The organism is Leucobacter iarius (assembly GCF_039530105.1).
GTDB lineage: Bacteria > Actinomycetota > Actinomycetes > Actinomycetales > Microbacteriaceae > Leucobacter > Leucobacter iarius.
This window is the reverse complement of the sequence record NZ_BAAAOB010000004.1, coordinates 216,400-234,187: the sequence shown is the minus strand read 5'-3', so window position 1 is coordinate 234,187 and position 17,788 is coordinate 216,400. Positions and strand designations below refer to the sequence as shown.

General features: G+C 71.7%; 16 protein-coding genes. 10 read left to right on the top strand and 6 right to left on the bottom strand.

Translation table 11 applies throughout. The features are described 5' to 3' along the window. Window positions 1-3: 3 nt before the first annotated feature. Window positions 4-876, bottom strand: coding sequence for an ABC transporter substrate-binding protein (locus ABD169_RS14195; protein WP_344033256.1), 873 nt, complete (start codon window positions 874-876; stop codon window positions 4-6). A gap of 224 nt (window positions 877-1,100) precedes the next feature. On the opposite strand from ABD169_RS14195, the gene ABD169_RS14190 reads away from it, so the two are divergent. From ABD169_RS14190 to ABD169_RS14180, 3 genes are read left to right on the top strand one after another with little or no spacing between them, the layout of a single operon-like run. Continuing rightward, on the top strand, window positions 1,101-1,817 hold the full coding sequence (locus tag ABD169_RS14190; protein WP_344033254.1) for a FadR/GntR family transcriptional regulator: 717 nt from the start codon (window positions 1,101-1,103) through the stop codon (window positions 1,815-1,817). A 15-nt stretch (window positions 1,818-1,832) separates the two neighbouring features. After that, complete coding sequence (locus ABD169_RS14185) at window positions 1,833-3,374, top strand: gamma-glutamyltransferase family protein (RefSeq protein WP_344033251.1); 1,542 nt, start codon at window positions 1,833-1,835, stop codon at window positions 3,372-3,374. Between the two features lie 35 nt (window positions 3,375-3,409). Continuing rightward, the gene (locus ABD169_RS14180; protein WP_425560975.1) at window positions 3,410-4,189 is read left to right on the top strand and encodes a sulfite exporter TauE/SafE family protein; all 780 of its coding nucleotides are present in this window, start codon (window positions 3,410-3,412) and stop codon (window positions 4,187-4,189) included. Window positions 4,190-4,201: 12 nt separating this feature from the next. Here the strand turns inward: ABD169_RS14180 and ABD169_RS14175 are convergent, their stop codons facing one another. Beyond that, the gene (locus ABD169_RS14175; protein ID WP_344033247.1) at window positions 4,202-5,206 is read right to left on the bottom strand and encodes an Lrp/AsnC family transcriptional regulator; all 1,005 of its coding nucleotides are present in this window, start codon (window positions 5,204-5,206) and stop codon (window positions 4,202-4,204) included. Window positions 5,207-5,367: 161 nt separating this feature from the next. Between ABD169_RS14175 and ABD169_RS14170 the strand changes: the two genes are divergently transcribed. From ABD169_RS14170 to ABD169_RS14145, 6 genes are all read left to right on the top strand, one after another. Continuing rightward, window positions 5,368-6,789: an amidase gene (locus tag ABD169_RS14170; protein ID WP_344033245.1), complete on the top strand. Its 1,422-nt coding sequence runs from the start codon at window positions 5,368-5,370 to the stop codon at window positions 6,787-6,789. 32 nt (window positions 6,790-6,821) lie between these two features. Next, window positions 6,822-7,130, top strand: coding sequence for a hypothetical protein (locus ABD169_RS14165; protein ID WP_046456802.1), 309 nt, complete (start codon window positions 6,822-6,824; stop codon window positions 7,128-7,130). Further along, window positions 7,127-8,572 (top strand): sodium:solute symporter family protein, encoded by a 1,446-nt coding sequence (locus tag ABD169_RS14160; protein WP_046456803.1) that lies wholly within the window; start codon window positions 7,127-7,129, stop codon window positions 8,570-8,572. The genes ABD169_RS14165 and ABD169_RS14160 overlap by 4 nt, the downstream gene beginning before the upstream one ends. A gap of 25 nt (window positions 8,573-8,597) precedes the next feature. Then, window positions 8,598-9,806, top strand: coding sequence for an amidohydrolase (locus ABD169_RS14155; RefSeq protein ID WP_344033242.1), 1,209 nt, complete (start codon window positions 8,598-8,600; stop codon window positions 9,804-9,806). A 99-nt stretch (window positions 9,807-9,905) separates the two neighbouring features. Then, the gene (locus ABD169_RS14150; protein ID WP_344033240.1) at window positions 9,906-11,129 is read left to right on the top strand and encodes a CaiB/BaiF CoA transferase family protein; all 1,224 of its coding nucleotides are present in this window, start codon (window positions 9,906-9,908) and stop codon (window positions 11,127-11,129) included. After that, on the top strand, window positions 11,126-12,664 hold the full coding sequence (locus ABD169_RS14145) for a carboxyl transferase domain-containing protein (RefSeq protein ID WP_344033238.1): 1,539 nt from the start codon (window positions 11,126-11,128) through the stop codon (window positions 12,662-12,664). The genes ABD169_RS14150 and ABD169_RS14145 overlap by 4 nt, the downstream gene beginning before the upstream one ends. Here ABD169_RS14145 and ABD169_RS14140 read toward each other — a convergent pair. The 4 genes from ABD169_RS14140 to ABD169_RS14125 are packed head-to-tail and all read right to left on the bottom strand — an operon-like array spanning window position 12,643 to window position 15,932. Beyond that, the gene (locus ABD169_RS14140; RefSeq protein ID WP_344033236.1) at window positions 12,643-13,284 is read right to left on the bottom strand and encodes a VanZ family protein; all 642 of its coding nucleotides are present in this window, start codon (window positions 13,282-13,284) and stop codon (window positions 12,643-12,645) included. The two genes, ABD169_RS14145 and ABD169_RS14140, sit on opposite strands and share 22 nt — an antisense overlap. Next, window positions 13,284-14,456 (bottom strand): sensor histidine kinase, encoded by a 1,173-nt coding sequence (locus tag ABD169_RS14135; protein ID WP_344033234.1) that lies wholly within the window; start codon window positions 14,454-14,456, stop codon window positions 13,284-13,286. Before ABD169_RS14135 ends, ABD169_RS14140 begins: the two co-directional genes overlap by 1 nt. After that, window positions 14,449-15,138, bottom strand: coding sequence for a response regulator transcription factor (locus ABD169_RS14130; RefSeq protein ID WP_344033232.1), 690 nt, complete (start codon window positions 15,136-15,138; stop codon window positions 14,449-14,451). Before ABD169_RS14130 ends, ABD169_RS14135 begins: the two co-directional genes overlap by 8 nt. A 50-nt stretch (window positions 15,139-15,188) precedes the next feature. Continuing rightward, a complete protein-coding gene (locus ABD169_RS14125) occupies window positions 15,189-15,932 on the bottom strand; it encodes an HAD-IIA family hydrolase (RefSeq protein WP_046456953.1) in 744 nt (247 codons plus the stop codon). 186 nt (window positions 15,933-16,118) lie between these two features. On the opposite strand from ABD169_RS14125, the gene pgm reads away from it, so the two are divergent. Next, window positions 16,119-17,771, top strand: coding sequence for a phosphoglucomutase (alpha-D-glucose-1,6-bisphosphate-dependent) (gene pgm / locus ABD169_RS14120; RefSeq protein ID WP_344033230.1), 1,653 nt, complete (start codon window positions 16,119-16,121; stop codon window positions 17,769-17,771). Window positions 17,772-17,788 lie beyond the last annotated feature (17 nt).

Sequence of the window (17,788 nt, the reverse complement as noted above, 5' to 3'; positions counted from 1 at the left end):
GGGCTAGGAGGTCTTGGTGATGTCGTTGGAGGCGACGCCCCACTTGTCGAGGATCTTCCGGTATTCGCCGCTGTCGACGAGGGACTTGAACGCGTCGTCGAGGGCTGTGTTGAGCGCGGTGTTCTGCTTGAGCGTCGCGGCGCCGATGCGGATCTTGTCCGAGGGCTCGCCGACCATCGTGAAGGCGCCCTTCGACTGCTTCTCGTAGAAGCTCATGATCTCGGAGGTATCGATGAACGCCTCGGCCTGGCCGTTGATCACCTGCTGCACGGCCGCGGTGCCCTCGTCCACCAGGGTGAGCTCGAGGCCTTTCTTGCCGTCGGCGACGCACTTCTTGGAGAGCTCCTCGGCGCCGTTGCCGCCGGTCGCTCCGGTGATGGCGACGACCTTGGCGCCGCAGAGACTCTCGTCGAAGCCGGTGATCTTCGCCGGGTTCTTCTTGCTGACGCCCACGCCGGTCCCCGAGTAGAGGTACGGCACGAAGTTCGCGATCTTCTCGCGCTCCGGCTTGATGTAGAGCGAACCCATGATCACGTCGCACTGCTTGGCCTGCATCGCGGGGATGAGCCCGGAGAACGCGTACTCCTCGAGCTTGGTGGTGAGGCCGAGCTGCTTCGCGAGCGCGTTCGCGAGATCGATCTCGACGCCCTGGAGCTCGTTGTTCTCGTCGTAGAAGATGTTGGGCGGCGTATCGCCGGTGCAGACGGTGAGGGTGCCGGCCTTCAGCACGGTCGGCGGTGCGACCTTCGCATCTGCGGTGGCGGTCTTCTCGGCTTCGGAGGGACCCGAGGAGCAGCCGGTGAGCAGTGCGACGGACGCGGTCGCGACGACCGCGAGCGCGGCGAGGGTGCGGACGGGGGATGCGGGGAAAGCCACGATGATTTCTCCTTGTCGGTGGTCGGGCCGGGCGGCCCGCTGGCGCATTTCCCCGTGGTGGGGTTATGCTGACTATCGTCAGTTGGTCAGACCAACTGACTAAGCTTCGAGAACCATACCCCGAACGATTCGACCCGTCAACGGAATCCCACGGGGAAGAAGGTCTCGATCCGATGACGGGAATCGCTAGGTTGAAGGCTGTACAGACCACGAAGGAGGCACCGATGGACTGGTCCGCACTGGGGCGCTCGACGACCCTCTCCGTCCCCGAACGGCTGTCGGTCGACCTGGAGCGCTTGATCCTCGACGGGCAGCTGGCCCCCGGAGACCGCCTTCCGGCCGAGCGCGAGCTCGCCGCGCACCTCGGCGTCTCACGGGTCTCGATCCGCGAGGCCCTGCGCGAGCTCGAGAACCGCGGGCTCATCGACCGCAGGCCCGGCCGTGGCACGATCGTGCTGCAGCCCAGCGACGGTGTGGGGATCACCGACGGCATGCTCACCGGCGTCGCCTCGCTGCATCCCGAGCTGCACGACATCATGGAGCTCCGCGCCATCATCGAGCCCCCGATCGCCCGCATCACGGCGAACCGCGCGACCGCGCGCGACATCGCCCAGCTGCGGGAGCTCGTCGAGGCGATGGAGGGCGACGCGACCCAGGAGCGCTATGCCGAACTGGACCGTGCGTTCCACCAGGCCATCGCGCAGTACGCGCACAACCCGCTGCTCGCGTTCATCAACAGCGAGATCGCGCAGCAGATCGCGCCGAGCCGTGCGAGCCGCTACCAGACCAAGGCCCGACGGGCCGTATCGAGCGCCGCGCACCGGCGCATCTACGAGGCGATCGCCGCGGGCGACGGGGAGACCGCCGAGCGCGAAGCGCGCGAGCACGTGCTCGACATCGGCCAGCAGATCGCTGCGGCCGCAGCGCAGAACGCGAACTGAGAGGAACGGACGAAGATGACCGTGCAGCCGACCCGGGGAGCGATCTCCACATCCCACTACCTCGCGACCGAGGCGGGAGCCGCCGCGCTCGACGCCGGCGGCAATGCGATCGACGCCGCGCTCGCCGCAGCGGCGGCGCTCTGCGTCGTCTACCCCAACAACGTGGCGCTCGGCGGCGATCTGGTCGCGCTGGTGCGCAGCCCCGACGGCGAGATCCGCTTCCTCAACGGCACGGGCCCGGCGCCCGCCGGCCAGACGCTCGAAGCGCTGCGCGCCGCGCACGGCGACCGGCTCCCGCTGCGCGGCATCGACACCGTCACCGTCCCGGGCGGGGTCTGCGGCTGGAACTCGCTGCACGAGTACGGTGCGGCGCTCGGCTGGGAGGCGCACTTCGAGGCGGCGATCCGCTACGCCGCCGACGGCGTCCCCACCGCGAGCTCGGTCGCGGCCGCGATCCTCGAGGACCGCGAGTCGCTCGAACGGGATCCCGGGTGCCGCGGAGTGTTCCTTCCCGGAGGCGAACCGCTCGCCGAATACGACGACCTCGTGCAACCGGCGCTCGCCGAGACCCTGCGCCGGGTCGCGGCGGGCGGATCCGCCGAGTTCTACGAGGGCGAGACCGCCGACCGCTGGATCGCGGGCCTGGCCGCGCTCGGCTCGAAGATCACGAAGCAGGACGCCATCGACTACTCGGCCCACTGGGACGAACCGCTCAGCGCACCGTTCGCCGAGCACCGGGTGTTCACCGGCCCGCCGAACAGCTCGGGGTTCATGCTGCTGCGCACGCTCGAAGCGATCGAGGGCCTCGTCGCCGGTGCGCCGATCGCCGACCCCCTGGCGACCGGAGCCGGGGAGCTCGCCCGCGCCTTCGCCGCGGCCAACGCGGTGCGGGCGGCCTCGCTCGCCGACCCCCGCATGGGCGGGCTCAGCGGAGCCGAGCTCATCGAGATGGCGACCCCCGAGCACCCGCTGCCCGGGCAGCCGAAGCCCACGGGGGACACCGTCGGCATCAGCGCGGTGAGCGAGGACGGGTGGGCGATCTCGCTCATCAACTCCGTCTACTTCGGCTTCGGCGCCTGCGTGCTCGAACCCGAGACGGGGATCCTCTTCCAGAACCGCGGCACCTCGTTCTCGCTCGACCCGGCCGCGCCGAACGCCTTCGCGCCGCGCAAGCGGCCGAAGCACACGCTCATGCCCGTGCTCGTCCTGCACGGCGGAGAGCTCGCGTGGGTGCCTTCGACCATGGGCGGATCCGCGCAGCCGCAGATCCACACCCAGCTCCTGCTGCGCGCGCTCGAGGGCGGAAACCCCGCCGAAGCCACGCACGCGCCGCGCTGGATGGTGTGCGAGCCGAACGACGCCGGAGAGGTGCGGGTCATGGCCGAGGCCGATGTGCCGGAGGCGGCGCGCGTCGCGATCGCGGAGGCCGGGTTCCCCGTCGACATCGTGCCCCCGCACTCCGAGGACCTCGGGCACTCGAACCTGATCCGCGTCGACGGCACCGACTACGCCGCCGCGAGCGATCCCCGCTCCGACGGTTCGGCGATCGTCCGATGACCGCACCCGCACCCGTCCCCGCTCTGGAAGGCAGCATGACCGACAGCCCGCGCCCCGGAATCATCATCCTGATCGTGCTCGGCGCGGTCACCGGCCTGCTCTCCGGACTGTTCGGCATCGGCGGCGGCATCGTCCTCGTGCCGCTGCTCGTCCTCCTGCTGCAGTTCCCGCAGCGGCTCGCCGCGGGCACCTCGGTGGCCGCGATCCTGCCCGCGGCCATCGTGGGCGGCATCGGGTACGCGGTGCAGGGCAACGTCGACTGGATCGCCGCGCTCTGCCTCGCGATCGGCATCGTCATCGGCGCGCAGATCGGCAGCTACCTGCTGTCGAAGGTCCCCACGGGATTCCTGCGCTGGATGTTCATGGTGTTCCTCGCGGCGGTCGCCGTCAGCCTCTGGTTCGTGGTGCCCCAGCGCGATTCCGAGATCGGGATCACCTGGTTCTCGGCCGTGATGCTCGTCGTCACCGGCCTCATCACCGGCGTGCTCTCAGGCCTCCTCGGCGTCGGCGGCGGTGTCGTCGTGGTGCCGATCCTGATGTTCTTCTTCGGCGCCTCGGATCTGATCGCGAAGGGCACCTCGCTCATCATGCTGATCCCCGGATCGATCTCGGGCACGCTCGGCAACTTCCGCCGGCGCAACGTCGACCTGCGCGCCGCGGCCGCGCTCGGGATCTCGGCGAGCGTGCTCTCGCCGCTCGGATCGGTGCTCGCGACGCACATCTCGCCGCTCTGGTCGAACATCGCCTTCTCGATCCTGCTCGCCTTCGTGCTCGTGCAGATGGCGCTGAAGATGCGGAAGCCGAAGACGAAGTAGGCGCTCGAGCCGCTACGGGGCGGGGTCGCCCGCGACGGGGAGCACCACGTCGCTGCGCTTGTAGTGGGTGAGGAGCGGGCTCGACTCGATCCGCAGCGCACCCCGGTCGGCGAGGCCGGCCTCGAGGTCGTGGAGCAGCCCGAAGAGTTCCCGACGCGATGACAGGGTGAGCAGCGCGCGCACGCTCGGCCCCGTCGGCAGCTCGGCGGCCCAGCGGGTGCGCCAGTCCTGGGCGAGGAACGCCGCGACCTCGTCGACGCGCGACGCCGGCGCGTGCACGGTGATCAGCGACTCGAGCGGGAACCCCAGCAGCGCGGGATCGATCACGGCGCGGATGCTCAGGTAGTCGGTGCGCTGCATCTGCGCGATGCGCTTGCGCACGGTCGGCTTCGCGATCCCCACCGCGCTCGCGATCGCGTCGATGCTCAGTCGGCCGTCGACGCTCAGCAGGCGGATGATCTCGGAGTCCGTCTGATCCGGTTCGAGGCCCTCGTTCCGGTGCTCCGCGGCGGCCCGGAGCGCCCGGCTCTCGTCCTCGCCGAGCATGTCGAGCTGCTCGGAGCTGAGGATGTCGGGGTGCCAGCCGCGCACGGTGCGGCGGAAGCGATCGATGTACTCGAAGGAGTACCCGGTGACCGGCTGGGTCGCGAGCTCCTCCTCGATGAACCGGGACCTGTCGTCCGAGCGGATGTAGACCTCGGAGATGATCGCGCTCTCGCCGATGAGCGTGGCGACCCACAGCGTTTCGGGTCGGTGCGCGAGCCAGCCGGCGACGGCGCCGAGGTCGGCCGGACGGCACTCGATCCGGGCGAAGTAGCCGTCGCCGCGGTCGATGAGGTGGGGCTGGGACAGCCCCCGGACCCGCACGAGGCCCTGCTCGATGAGCCGCGCGCCGCGGCGTGCGACGGTGCGTTCCTGCAGGCCCGTGGTCTGGGCGATGAGGCGCCACGAGGCGCGCCCGTTGCGCAGCAGCGCGGCGCAGATCTCGCGGTCTGCCTGGTCGAGCGGCTCGGTCATCGCGCACCTCCTGCTCAGGAGCCTAACGGCTCGAAAGGTGGCTTTTCGGACACGAAAGCTATTCGAGGTTGACAGAATCGCCACGATGTCCCACGATCAATACCTAAAGAGGACACTTCGGGGGCGAAAGTTTCCCGATCTACTCATTCAAGGAGGAGTGAGTGACTGAAACGGACATCGATCTCTGCCGCGGCAGCGCGCTGGAGCAGATCGAAGCACTCGACCGCGGCGAGCTCTCGGCACGCGAGCTGCTGAGCGAGACGCGCGAGCGCTACGAGCGGATCAACCCCGTCATCAACGCCGTCGTGACGGTGGACTTCGACGCGGCGGAAGCCGCGGCCGCCGAGTCCGACCGCCGACGCGCGGCGGGCGAGCCCGTGCGCCCGCTCGAGGGCCTCCCCATTGCCGTCAAGGACCTCGAGGACACCGCCGGCCTGCGCAGCACCTACGGCTCGCAGCTGCACGCCGAGCACGTGCCGGTCCGCGACAGCCTGGTGGTCGAGCGCATGCGCGCGGCGGGCGCCGTGATCTACGGCAAGACCAACACCCCCGAGTTCGGCACCGGATCGCACACCTACAACCGGGTGTTCGGGACGACCACGAACCCCTACGCGCCGGACCGCAGTGCCGGGGGATCGAGCGGCGGTGCCGCCGCCGCGCTCGCCGCGGGACTGTCCTCGGTGGCCGACGGCTCGGACATGGGCGGCTCGCTGCGCAACCCGGCGGCCTTCTGCAACGTGGTCGGCCTGCGCCCCTCCATCGGGCGCGTGCCGAACTGGCCGTCGAAGGACGCCTGGGAGTCCCTCGCCACCAACGGTCCGATGGGCCGCACCGTCGGCGACGCGGCGCTGCTGCTCTGGGTGCTCTCGGGCGGCGACGCCCGGTCGCCGCTCGCGTTCCCCGACGCGCTCGCACCCGGGATCCCCGAGCTCGCGGGGCCGCTGCGCATCGGGTGGAGCCGCACGCTCGGCGGTCTCGACATCCAGCCGGCGGTGACCGAGGTGCTCGACGGCGAAGGACTGCCCGCGCTGCAGCGGCTCGGGCACGCCGTCGCGGATGTCGAGCCCGAGCTCGCGGAGGCGGACCCCGCGTTCCGCGTGCTGCGCGGTATCGGCTACGCCCGGGGCTTCGGCGCGCTGATCGACGAGCACCGCAGCATCCTCAGCCCCGAGCTCGTGGCGAACACCGAGTACGGGCTCGGACTCGGGATCGCCGATTTCACCGAGGCGCGCGAACAGCGCACTCGCGTCTACAACGGCATGGTCGAGCTGTTCGAGCGCATCGACGTGCTGGCCGCTCCGGTCACCACGGTGCTCCCGTTCCCCGCCGAGCAGCACTGGCCGAGCGAGATCAACGGCGTCGCGCAGGCGGACTACCTCGACTGGATGCGAGCGAGCTGGAGGATCTCGGTGACCGGCTTCGCCGCGATCAGCGTGCCCTGCGGGTTCAGCCCCGAGGGGCTTCCCGTCGGCCTGCAGCTCATCGCGCCCCCGCGCAGCGAGGCGCTGCTGCTCTCCCTGGCCCGCCAGTTCGAGCGCGAGCTCCCCGTCTGGCGCAGCGCACCGATGGCGCTCTCCCGCTGACCCGAACCGCCCAGCTATTGCAAAGGAGCAATATGAAACCCCGACTGCTGACGCCCGGACGGGCCGCCATCATCGGCATCCCGATCCTCGGCTTCTTCTCGACCCCGTTCTGGACCTTCGCGCAGGAGCCGACCCTGTGGTTCGGCCTGCCGGCCGTGCTCGTGTGGATCGCGGTCCTCGTGGTCCTCACCGTCGTGAGCATCCAGATCGTCGAGTCCCTGTACCTGCGCAACGGCGGCCGCGAGGCCGACCTCGCCGAGAAGGAGCGTCTCGAGACCCAGCAGATCCAGCTGCTGCGCCTCGAGCGCATCGCCGCCGAGGAAGAGGAGGGGATCCGATGACCGTCGCGATCATCATCATCGTCGGGATCCTGATCATCGGGGCGCTCGGCATCGGCCTCCGACGCAGGCAGACCAGCGCCTCGCACTGGGTCGTCGGCAAGCGCGACATCCCGAAGTGGACCACCTGGTTCCTGCAGGCGGGCGAGTCGCTGACGACCTTCAGCTTCCTCGGCCTCGCGGGCCTCGCCTTCGGCGGCGGCGCGAGCGCGGTCTACGCCATCGGCTACCTGACCATGGCCTGGCCGATCAACTACTTCGTCGCTCCGCGCATCCGCGAGCTCGCACAGCGCCGCGGCTACCTCACCATGGCCGACTACTTCGAGGACCGGTTCCGCGCCCGCTGGCTCGGCAAGGTGGTCGCGATCATCGGCGCCATCACGCTCATCCCCTACCTGCAGCTGCAGATCACGGGGCTCGGCATGATCGTCGAGCTCGCGACCGGCAGCTCCAGCGCCCGCGGCCTGAGCATGGTCATCGCGAGCATCCTGGTCGCGATCTTCGTCGCCTGGTCGGGCATCAAGGGCATCGCACGCGTCGCGATCCTGAAGGACATCCTGATGGCGCTCGCGCTCATCGTCGTGATCGCGGGGGTGGCGATCAGCTTCAACGGCATCAGCCCCGTGTTCGCCGAGATCGCCGACCGCACGCCGACGCTGCTCACGCTGCAGGCCGACGGCTTCGGTCCGGTCTGGTTCGTCACCTCGATGCTCGTCACCGTGATCGGCGCGGGCTTCGCGACGCTGCCGCACCTGTGGCCGCCCATGCTCGCCGCGAAGAGCGGCGAGGTGCTGCGGAGCAACTCGAAGTGGCTGCCGATCTACCAGCTGCTGCTGTTCATCCCGATCATGGTCGGCATGGCCGCCGTGCTGCGGCTGCCCTCGGACACCCCCGGCAACGCGGTGCTGCTCACCATGACCGGCAACATCGTGCCGGACTGGGTGCTCGGCCTCGTCGCAGTCGGAGGCGCCTCGGCCGCGATGGTGCCGGCCGCCGGCATCGTGATGGGCATCTCGACCCTCGTGAGCTCCAACGTGCTGCAGAACGTGAGCCCCGCGCGCAAGATGACCGTCAACTACGTCGTCATCGTGGTCGCGCTCGGACTGTCGCTCGCCTTCGGCCTCGTCCGCTCCGACATCGGCGCGCTGCTGCTGCTCACCTACGGCGGTACGACGCAGCTCGCGCCGGGCATCGTCCTGGCGCTGCAGCGGAAGGTGCGCGTGGGGGCCTGGCCCGTCGGACTCGGCGTCCTCGTCGGCGTGGTCACCGTCGCGACGATCACCTTCGCGGGGATCCCGACCGGCGGCATCGACTCCGGCCTCATCGCGCTCGTCCCGAATCTCGTGGTGCTCGTCGTCGCCGAGGCGATCCGACGCGCGCGCGGCGGCACGGCGGTCGAGCAGGTCGAGTTCGAGGACGACGCGGCGGTCCCCGTCGCGCGATGACCCCGGATCACGGAAGGAACCGAGCATGCTGAACACCCGCCTGACCGACGCCGAACGCGACACGCTGCACGCGGACTACCGGCACCTGCACGCGAACCCGGAGCTGTCGATGCAGGAGCACCGCACCGCCGAGTTCATCGAGGCGCGCCTCGGCGAGCTCGGGATCGAGCACTTCCGCTGTGGCGGTACGGGGGTCGTCGGCATCCAGCGCAACGGCGACGGCCCGGTGATCGGGTTCCGCGCGGACACCGACGGGCTGCCGATCCGGGAGGACACCGGGGCCGACTACGCCTCGTCCGCGACCGGCACGCTCGCGGACGGCAGCGTCGTCCCGGTGATGCACGGGTGCGGCCACGACACCCACGTCGCGGTCGCGCTCGCCGCGGCCGCCGCGATGGCCCGGCAGCCGGGCTCCTGGGCGGGGACGGTCGTCTGGCTGTTCCAGCCCGGCGAGGAGACCGCCGCCGGTGCCGCGGCGATGGTCGCCGACGGGCTGTGGGATCGGGCTCCGGTGCCGGAGCTCGTGCTGGGGCAGCACGTCTTCCCCGAGACCCCAGCGGGAACCGTCGCGCTCGCGACGGGCCCCGCGATGGCCATGGCGGACTCGCTGCGGGTCACCGTGCACGGCAAGCAGTCGCACGGATCGCAGCCGCAGGACTCGATCGATCCGATCGTGCTCGGCGTGCACATGGTCGCCCGACTGCAGACCATCGTCTCGCGCGAGCTGCCGCCGCAGTCCCCGGCGGTCGTCACCTGCGGCACGTTCCACGCCGGGCTGAAGGAGAACATCATCCCGGACCGGGCGGAGTTCACCCTCAACATCCGGACGCTCACGGAGGACGTGCGCGAACGGGTGCTCGCCGCGATCGTCCGCATCGTGAACGCGGAGGCCGACGCCTCGGGTGCCCCGCACCCCGAGATCGAGGAGCTGTACCGGTTCCCCCGTCTGCACAACGACGAGGTGCGTGCGGAGGAGGTGCGCGCAGCCCTGCGGGAGGAACTGGGCGAGGAGAACGTGTTCACGGCTCCGCCCGCGATGGGGTCGGAGGACTTCGGCACGCTCCCCGACAGCGCCGGTGCACCGGGCGTCTACTGGGTCTTCGGCGGCTTCCCGGCGGACCTCCCGGCCCCGCCCGTGAACCACTCGCCCCACTTCCTGCCCGTGCTGGAGCCGACGCTCAGCACCGGGGTACGCGCGGCGCTCGCCGCGCTGGGGTACTCCCTGGGCCGCTGAACCGGCCCGTCGGCCGCCGGGCCGGGCCGGTTCCGGACCCGGGCCGGTGGCCGGCACCCACGACGCAATCGAAACGCAGAAACGCAGAGAGGACGCACCATGAACGAGGGCTCGCTCGAGGACCTGCTGGTGGTCGATCTGTCCCGCGCGCTCGCGGGACCGCACGCCGGGCAGATGCTGGGGGATCTCGGCGCCCGGGTGATCAAGGTCGAGTCGCCGGGCAGCGGGGACGACACCCGGTCGTGGGGGCCGCCGTTCGTCGACGGCGCGGACGGCCGGTCGTACTCCACCTATTTCCTGTCGTGCAATCGCAACAAGGAGTCGATCGCGCTCGACCTGAAGAGCGACGACGGTCGCGCGGTGCTGACCGGCCTGCTCGAACGCGCCGATGTGCTCATCGAGAACTTCCGCACCGGCGTGATGGACCGCCTCGGCTTCGGCACCGCCGCGCTCGCGGCGCTGAACCCACGGCTGGTGCAGCTCTCGATCACGGGCTTCGGCCACGACGGGCCCGAGGGCGGGCGTGCGGGCTACGACCAGATCGTGCAGGGCGAGGCGGGGCTCATGTCGATCACGGGACCGGGCCCCGAGGACCCGCAGCGGGTCGGGACCCCGATCGCCGACCTGCTCGGCGGGATCCATGGCGTGGTCGGCGTGCTCGCCGCGCTGCACGAGCGCGAGCGCACGGGCCGTGGGCGCGTGGTGCGCACCTCGCTGCTGTCGTCGATCGTCGGCGTGCACGCGTTCCAGGGCACTCGGGTCACCGTGGCCGGCCAGACTCCGCAGGCGCAGGGCAACCACCACCCGTCGATCGCGCCGTACGGCCTGTTCCGCTGCCGCGACGGCGCGGTGCAGATCAGCGTCGGCAGCGAGCGGCTGTGGCAGGCGTTCTGCGCCGAGTTCGGCCTGGACCCCGAGACGCCGGGGCTCGGGACGAATCCGGAACGCGTCGCGCGCCGCGGAGAGACCATCGCGTTCGTCGAGGACGCCTTCGCGGTGCACGATGCGGTCCCGCTGCTCGATCGGCTGCGTGCCGCGGGGATCCCCGCGGGCAAGGTGCGCGATCTCACCGAGGTCTACGAGTGGGATCAGGTCCGCTCGCAGGGGCTCGTCGTCGACGTGGAGCACGCGGCGCTCGGCAGCATCTCGCTGCCGGGGCCGGCGATCCGCTTCTTCGACGTCGATGCGGCGGGGGAGACGGAGCGCGCGCGGACCGAGCACCAGGCGCCGCCCGTGCTGGACCAGCACGGCGAAGCGATCCGCGCCTGGCTCGCGAGTACTCCCGTCGCGCCGAGCGCTCCGGTCGCGGAGGAGGCGGCATGAGCGCCGTGGTCGGCGGCGCCGCCGCCGAGCGTCCGCGCCGCCTCTCGGCCGCGCAGCTCATCGAGCTCATCTCGGATCCTGGCAGCTACGTCTCGTGGGACGCGCCGCCGGTCGAGCCCGACCTCGGCGAGGCCTACCGCGACGAGCTCGCCCGCGCGGCCGAGAAGAGCGGGGCCGACGAGTCGATCATCACGGGCGAAGCGCTCATCGACGGACGCCGGGTCGCGCTCATCGCCTGCGAGTTCGCGTTCCTCGCGGGGTCCATCGGGGCGGCATCGGCCGAGCGATTCGTCGCCGCGATCGAGCGGGCCACCGCCGAGCGGCTGCCGGTGCTCGCCTCGACCGCGTCGGGCGGCACCCGCATGCAGGAGGGGACGGTCGCGTTCGTCGCCATGGTGAAGATCGCGGCGGCCGTCGCGGCGCACCAGGCCGAGGGCCTGCCGTACCTCGTCTACCTCAGACATCCGTCGACGGGCGGCGCGCTCGCCTCGTTCGGCTCGCTCGGGCAGGTCACGGTGGCCGAGCCGGGCGCGCTCGTCGGCTTCCTCGGCCCGCGCGTCTACGAGGCGCTGTACGGCGAGCCGTTCCCGGCCGGGGTGCAGTCCGCCGAGAACCTCGCGCGGCTCGGGATCATCGACGGCGTGCTCCAGCCCGACGCGCTGCGCGAGGTCGTGCAGCGGACGCTGCGGTTGCTCGAGCGGCCGACGCACGCGGCGCTCGTGGAACGCGCCGCCGATCCCGGGACCGCTTCGGCCGATCCCGCTGGGTCCGCGGCGACCTGGGAATCGGTCACGCGCACGCGGGATCGCAGACGGCCTGGCCTGCGCGAGCTGCTGCGCCACGCCGCCAGCGACATCGTCCCGCTGTCGGGCACGGGGCAGGGCGAACGGGATCCGGGCCTCTCGCTGAGCCTCGCCCGGTTCGGCGGCATCCCAGCGGTGGTCGTCGGGCAGGATCGCCGCGCGCAGCGCGCGTACGCTCCGCTGGGCCCGGGTGCGCTCCGTGCCGCCCGCCGAGCGATGCACCTGGCCGAGGAGCTCCGGCTGCCGCTCGTCAGCGTCATCGATACCCCGGGGGCGGCGTTGTCACGCGCCGCCGAGGAGGGCGGGCTCGCGAGCGAGATCGCCCACTGCCTCGCCGACCTCGTGAGCCATCAGGGCCCGACGCTGTCGGTGCTGCTCGGCGAGGGGACCGGCGGCGGGGCGCTCGCGCTGCTGCCGGCCGACCGGACGATCGCCGCCGAGCACGCCTGGCTGTCCCCGCTCCCGCCCGAGGGCGCATCCGCGATCGTGCACCGGGACACGGCGCACGCGGCGGAGCTCGCCGAGCAGCAGGGCGTCGCCTCGGCGGCGCTCCGCGCGAACGGCATCGTCGACCGGATCGTAGCCGAATCGCCCGACGCCGCGCGGGAACCGGTCGACTTCTGCGGGCGGATGCGCGACGCGATCGCGCAGGAGCTCGCGGGGCTCATGCTGCAGCAGGGCGACCGGCGCCGGGTCGCACGGCTCGACCGCTACCGGCGGATCGGGGTCTGAGGGGCGGGGCCGGACGCCGCGACGCAGCTGGCGGGATCACCCGGGACGGCGCAGGAGACGTCCCGCTGCCGGAAATGGAGCGGCGAGACGAGCACCGCGACGGCGAGCACCAGCGCCAACGCGGTGCCGGCGACGCACGCGCGGCCCAGAACCGGATCGGCTCGTCCGCCGAGCGCCCGGCGGGCGAGCTCCAGGATCCCGAGCCCGGCGAGCCCGCCCGCGGTGTTCACCAGCACGTCGGTGATGTCGGAGACGCCGACCGCGAGGGCGAACTGGGCGGTCTCGAGCAGCAGGCTGATCGCTGCGGAGACGCCCGCGGTGGCCCGGAACAGGTGCCGCTTCGACCGGCGCCGCGGTGCGAGGAGCCCGAGGTGCCACCCGAGCGGGAGGAAGAGCACGAGGTTCGCGAGGATCTCGAGCGGGAAGCTCGCCGTCGCCTCGTTGTCGGCCCCGAACGGGACCAGTTTGATCACGCGCAGCCCGCCCGCGCCGATGTGCGGGACCTCGAACTTCCACAGCACGGCCCAGGTCAGCACGAGCAGATAGACGCCGAGGCTCGCGATCAGCGCGTTGCGCGAGACGGGACGCCGGGCCGCACGGTCGGCCGGACGTGTCGGCATCAGCGCTCGCGGTCCGGTGCGTTCGGGCGCGACGTGCGGTGCGCGCCGGCGGGATTCCCCGTCGGCAGCACGACGGTCGCGCGCAGGCCGCCGTCCGGCAGCGCGGTCAGGTCGAGGGCGCCGTCGTGCGCCGTGACGATGCTCTGCACGATCGCGAGGCCCAGGCCGACTCCGGCCTGATCGCTGCGGATGCGCCCGGTGCCGCGCCGGAACGGCTCGGTGAGGGTCGACACGAGCTCGGGGCTAATCTGCTCGCCCGTGTTCTCGACCGAGATGCGCGAGGTTTCGGCGCCCGCGGCCGTGCGGATCAGGACGGTCCCGCCCGACGAGAGGTTGTGCACGATCGCGTTGTGCACGAGGTTCGTCACCGTCTGCAGGAGGAGCGGGGGAGAGCCGAACGCGAGCGCGATCTCGCCCTCGGTCTCGACCGCGACGCCGTGCTTCTCGGCGAGCGGCAGCAGCGTCTCGGCGGCCTCCTCGCCGAGCAGCGACAGGTCGACCCGTTCGCGATCGAAGGATCGCCGGTCGGCGCGGCTCAGCACGAGCAGCGCCTCGGTCAGCTCGATCGCCCGTGCGTTGACGGTGCGGAGGCGTTCCAGCAGTTCGTCGTCGGCGCGGGCGGGCTCGCTCTGGGCGACCTCCAGCATGGTCTGGGTGATGGCGAGGGGCGTGCGGAGCTCGTGGGAGGCGTTCGCCGCGAAGCGCTGCTGCTCGGCCACCTGGGCCTCGAGCCGATCGAGCATCGAGTCGAAACCGTCGGCGAGCTCGCGGAACTCGTCGCGGCGGCCCTCGAGTTCGATGCGGTGCGAGAGGGATCCGTCGGAGACGCGACGGGTCGCGGCGGTGATCCGGCGCAGCGGGCCCAGCATGCGACCGGCGAGGACCCAGCCGCCGACCAGCCCGATGACGAGGAGGGCGATGAGCGCCCAGATCGCGGCGGGGACGAATGCGCGGATCAGATCGTTGCGCCCCGGGAAGAACATGCTCGGGAACTCATCGGGCGAATCGGAGTGGGAGCCGACGAACGCATCGGCCGGCACATAGCGCAGCAGGAAGACCCAGACGACCGCGAGCAGCAGCGCACCGGTGAGCAGCACGACGGCCGCGTAGCTGAGGGTGAACTTCAGCCGGACGCTCAGCCCGGGCTCGCGATCCACCGCCGGTCTAGGCACCGCCGGGCCCTTCGGTGCTCGGCTCGACGTCGATGCGATAGCCGACGCCCGGGACGGTCGCGATCAGCCACGGTTCGCCGAGCCGCTTGCGCAGCGCCGACACCGTGATCCGTACGGCGTTCGTGAACGGGTCGGCGTTCTCGTCCCATGCCCGCTCCAGCAGCTCCTCGGCGCTGATCACGCCGCCCTCGGCGGCGACGAGCACCTCGAGCACGGCGAACTGCTTGCGGGTGAGGGCGACATAGCGGCCGTCGCGGTACACCTCGCGGCGGAACGGGTCGAGGCGGAGCCCTGCGATCTCGCGTACGGGCGGCCGGTGGTGCGCGCGGCGACGGTCGAGCGCGCGCAGACGCAGCACGAGCTCGCGCAGCTCGAACGGCTTCGTCAGGTAGTCGTCGGCGCCGAGCTCGAAGCCCGAGGCCTTGTCGTCGATCCGGTCGGCCGCGGTGACCATCAGGATCGGGATCCCGCTGCCGGACTCGACGATGCGCCGGGCGATCTCGTCGCCCGACGGGCCGGGCACGTCCCGGTCGAGCACCGCGATGTCGTAGCTGTTGATGCTCAGCAGTTCGAGCGCGGTGTCGCCGTCCCCCGCGATGTCGGCCGCGATCGCCTCGAGCCGCAGACCGTCGCGAACGGCCTCGGCCATCAGGGGCTCGTCTTCGACGATCAGTACGCGCATGCCCCCATGCTAGGAGCCCGCGCGTATCGTCGGCGTATCGGATCCGAGCGCTACGCGATCGGGTCGAGCAGCTCCGCGACGGATCCGAGCACCTCGTCGGGGCGGAACGGGAACCGCTCGATCTCCTGCTGATCCGAGATGCCGGTCAGCACGAGCACCGTGTGCAGGCCCGCCTCCATGCCCGCGACCACGTCGGTGTCCATCCGGTCGCCGATCATGGCGGTGTTGTGGGAGTGCGCGCCGATCCGGTTGAGGGCGGAGCGGAACATCATGGGGTTCGGCTTGCCCACGATGTAGGGCTCGCGCCCGGTCGCCTTGGTGATGAGCGCGTTGATGGCGCCCGTCGCGGGAAGCGGCCCCTCGGGGCTCGGCCCCGTGGCGTCGGGGTTCGTCGAGATGAAGCGCGCGCCGCGCTCGATCAGGCGGATCGCCTTGGTGATCGCCTCGAACGAGTAGTTGCGGGTCTCGCCGACCACCACGAAGTCGGGATCGGTCTCGGTCATCACGTAGCCCGCATCGTGCAGCGCCGTGAGGATCCCCGCCTCGCCGATCACGAACGCCGAACCGCCGGGCTTCTGCTGCTTGAGGAACGCCGCGGTGGCGAGCGCGCTCGTCCAGATGCGATCCTCGGGGACGTCGAGGCCCGACGCCGAGAGCCGGGCGCTGAGATCGCGGGCGGTGAAGATCGAGTTGTTCGTCAGCACGAGGAACGGAGTGCCGTCCGCCTGCCAGCGCCCGATCAGCTCGGCGGCGCCCGGGATCGCGCGGTTCTCGTGCACGAGCACGCCGTCCATGTCGGTGAGCCAGCACTCGATCCGGGCGCGGGGGTGCTCCTCCGCGCCGGCGGGGGCGGTCTCGGCCGAGGGCTGCAGGACGGCGTCGCGTGCTTCGCTCATAGCCACAGAGTAGTCCCGGCCGGTGAACGCGCGGTGCCGCGCGGCCTCACCGGTTCTGCGGGGGACCGGTGGGAGACTGGATCCATGCACGACCGAGCCGCCGCACCCGCGCGCCCCGAAGACCTCGTCGACCTCGAAGCGCTGCTCGCCGCGTTCGACGAGCGCGTCCCCGACCCGAGCGATCCGGCGCAGCGCGTCGTGTTCGGCACCTCCGGGCACCGCGGGTCCTCGCTCGACGGGTCCTTCAACGCCGCCCACATCATCGCGATGAGCGCGGCCATCGCCGAGTACCGCGCCGAGCAGGGCATCGCGGGGCCGCTCTTCCTCGGCGCCGACACCCACCCGCTCTCCGCGCCCGCCGAGCGGATCGCCCGCGAGGTGCTCTCCGCCGCGGGCGTCCGCGTGCTCGCCCGCTCCGGAACGGGCGATGAGATCTACGTGCCGACCCCCGCGGTGAGCCACGCGATCCTCACCCACAATCGCGGCCGCGACGCCGCCGATCCCGATCGGGCCGACGGCATCGTCGTCACCCCGAGCCACAACCCGCCGCGCGACGGCGGCTTCAAGTACAACCCGCCGCACGGCGGCCCCGCCGACACCGACGCGACGGGCTGGATCGCCCGCCGTGCGAACGAACTGCTCGAGCGGGGCGTCGACGCGATCCCGCTGGCCGGCCGCGACTCGGTCGCGGGAGAGCCCGTCGGCCGCTACGACTTCCTCGGCGAGTACGTCGAATCGCTCGACCGCGTCATCGACCTCGACGCGATCCGCCGCTCGGGGCTGCGCATCGGTGCGCACCCGCTGGGCGGTGCCAGCGTCGCCTACTGGGCCGCGATCCGCGACCGCTACGAGCTCGACCTCACCGTGCTCGGCCCCGGGGTCGACCCGCGCTGGTCGTTCATGCACCTCGACTGGGACGGCAAGATCCGCATGGATCCCTCCTCGGCGCAGGTCATGTCGACCGTGACCGGCTACCGGGACGACTTCGACCTCGTCACGGGCAACGACGCCGACGCCGACCGCCACGGCATCGTCACCGCCGACGCCGGCCTCATGAACCCCAACCACTTCCTCGTGGTCGCCATCGACTACCTGCTGAGCCACCGGCCCGACTGGGCGCCCGAAGCGGGCATCGGCAAGACCCTCGTCTCCTCCGGGCTCATCGACCGCGTCGTCGCCGCGCACGGACGCACGCTGCTCGAGGTGCCGGTCGGATTCAAGTGGTTCGTCCCCGGGCTCGTCGACGGCTCGGTCGTGTTCGGCGGAGAGGAGAGCGCCGGCGCCTCCTTCCTGCGTTTCGACGGCGCACCCTGGAGCACCGACAAGGACGGGATCCTGCTCTGCCTGCTGGCCGCCGAGATCCAGGCCGTCACCGGGCAGTCGCCCTCGCAGCGCTACCGGGAGCTCGCAGACCGACTCGGCGACCCCGCCTACGCGCGCGTGGACGCCCCCGCGACGCCGGAGCAGAAGGCCCGCCTCGCGGCCCTCGCCCCGTCCGACGTGACCGACACCGAGCTCGCGGGAGATCCCATCACCGCCGTGCTCACGACCGCTCCCGGGAACGGGGCGGGCATCGGCGGCCTCAAGGTGCAGACCGAGCACGCCTGGTTCGCCGCGCGCCCCTCGGGCACCGAGCACGTCATGAAGATCTACGCCGAGTCGTTCCGCGGCCCCGAGCACCTCGCGCAGGTGCAGGAGGCCGCGCGCCGACTCGTTGACCGGGTGCTCGGCGCATAACCCGAACGACTGCGGCG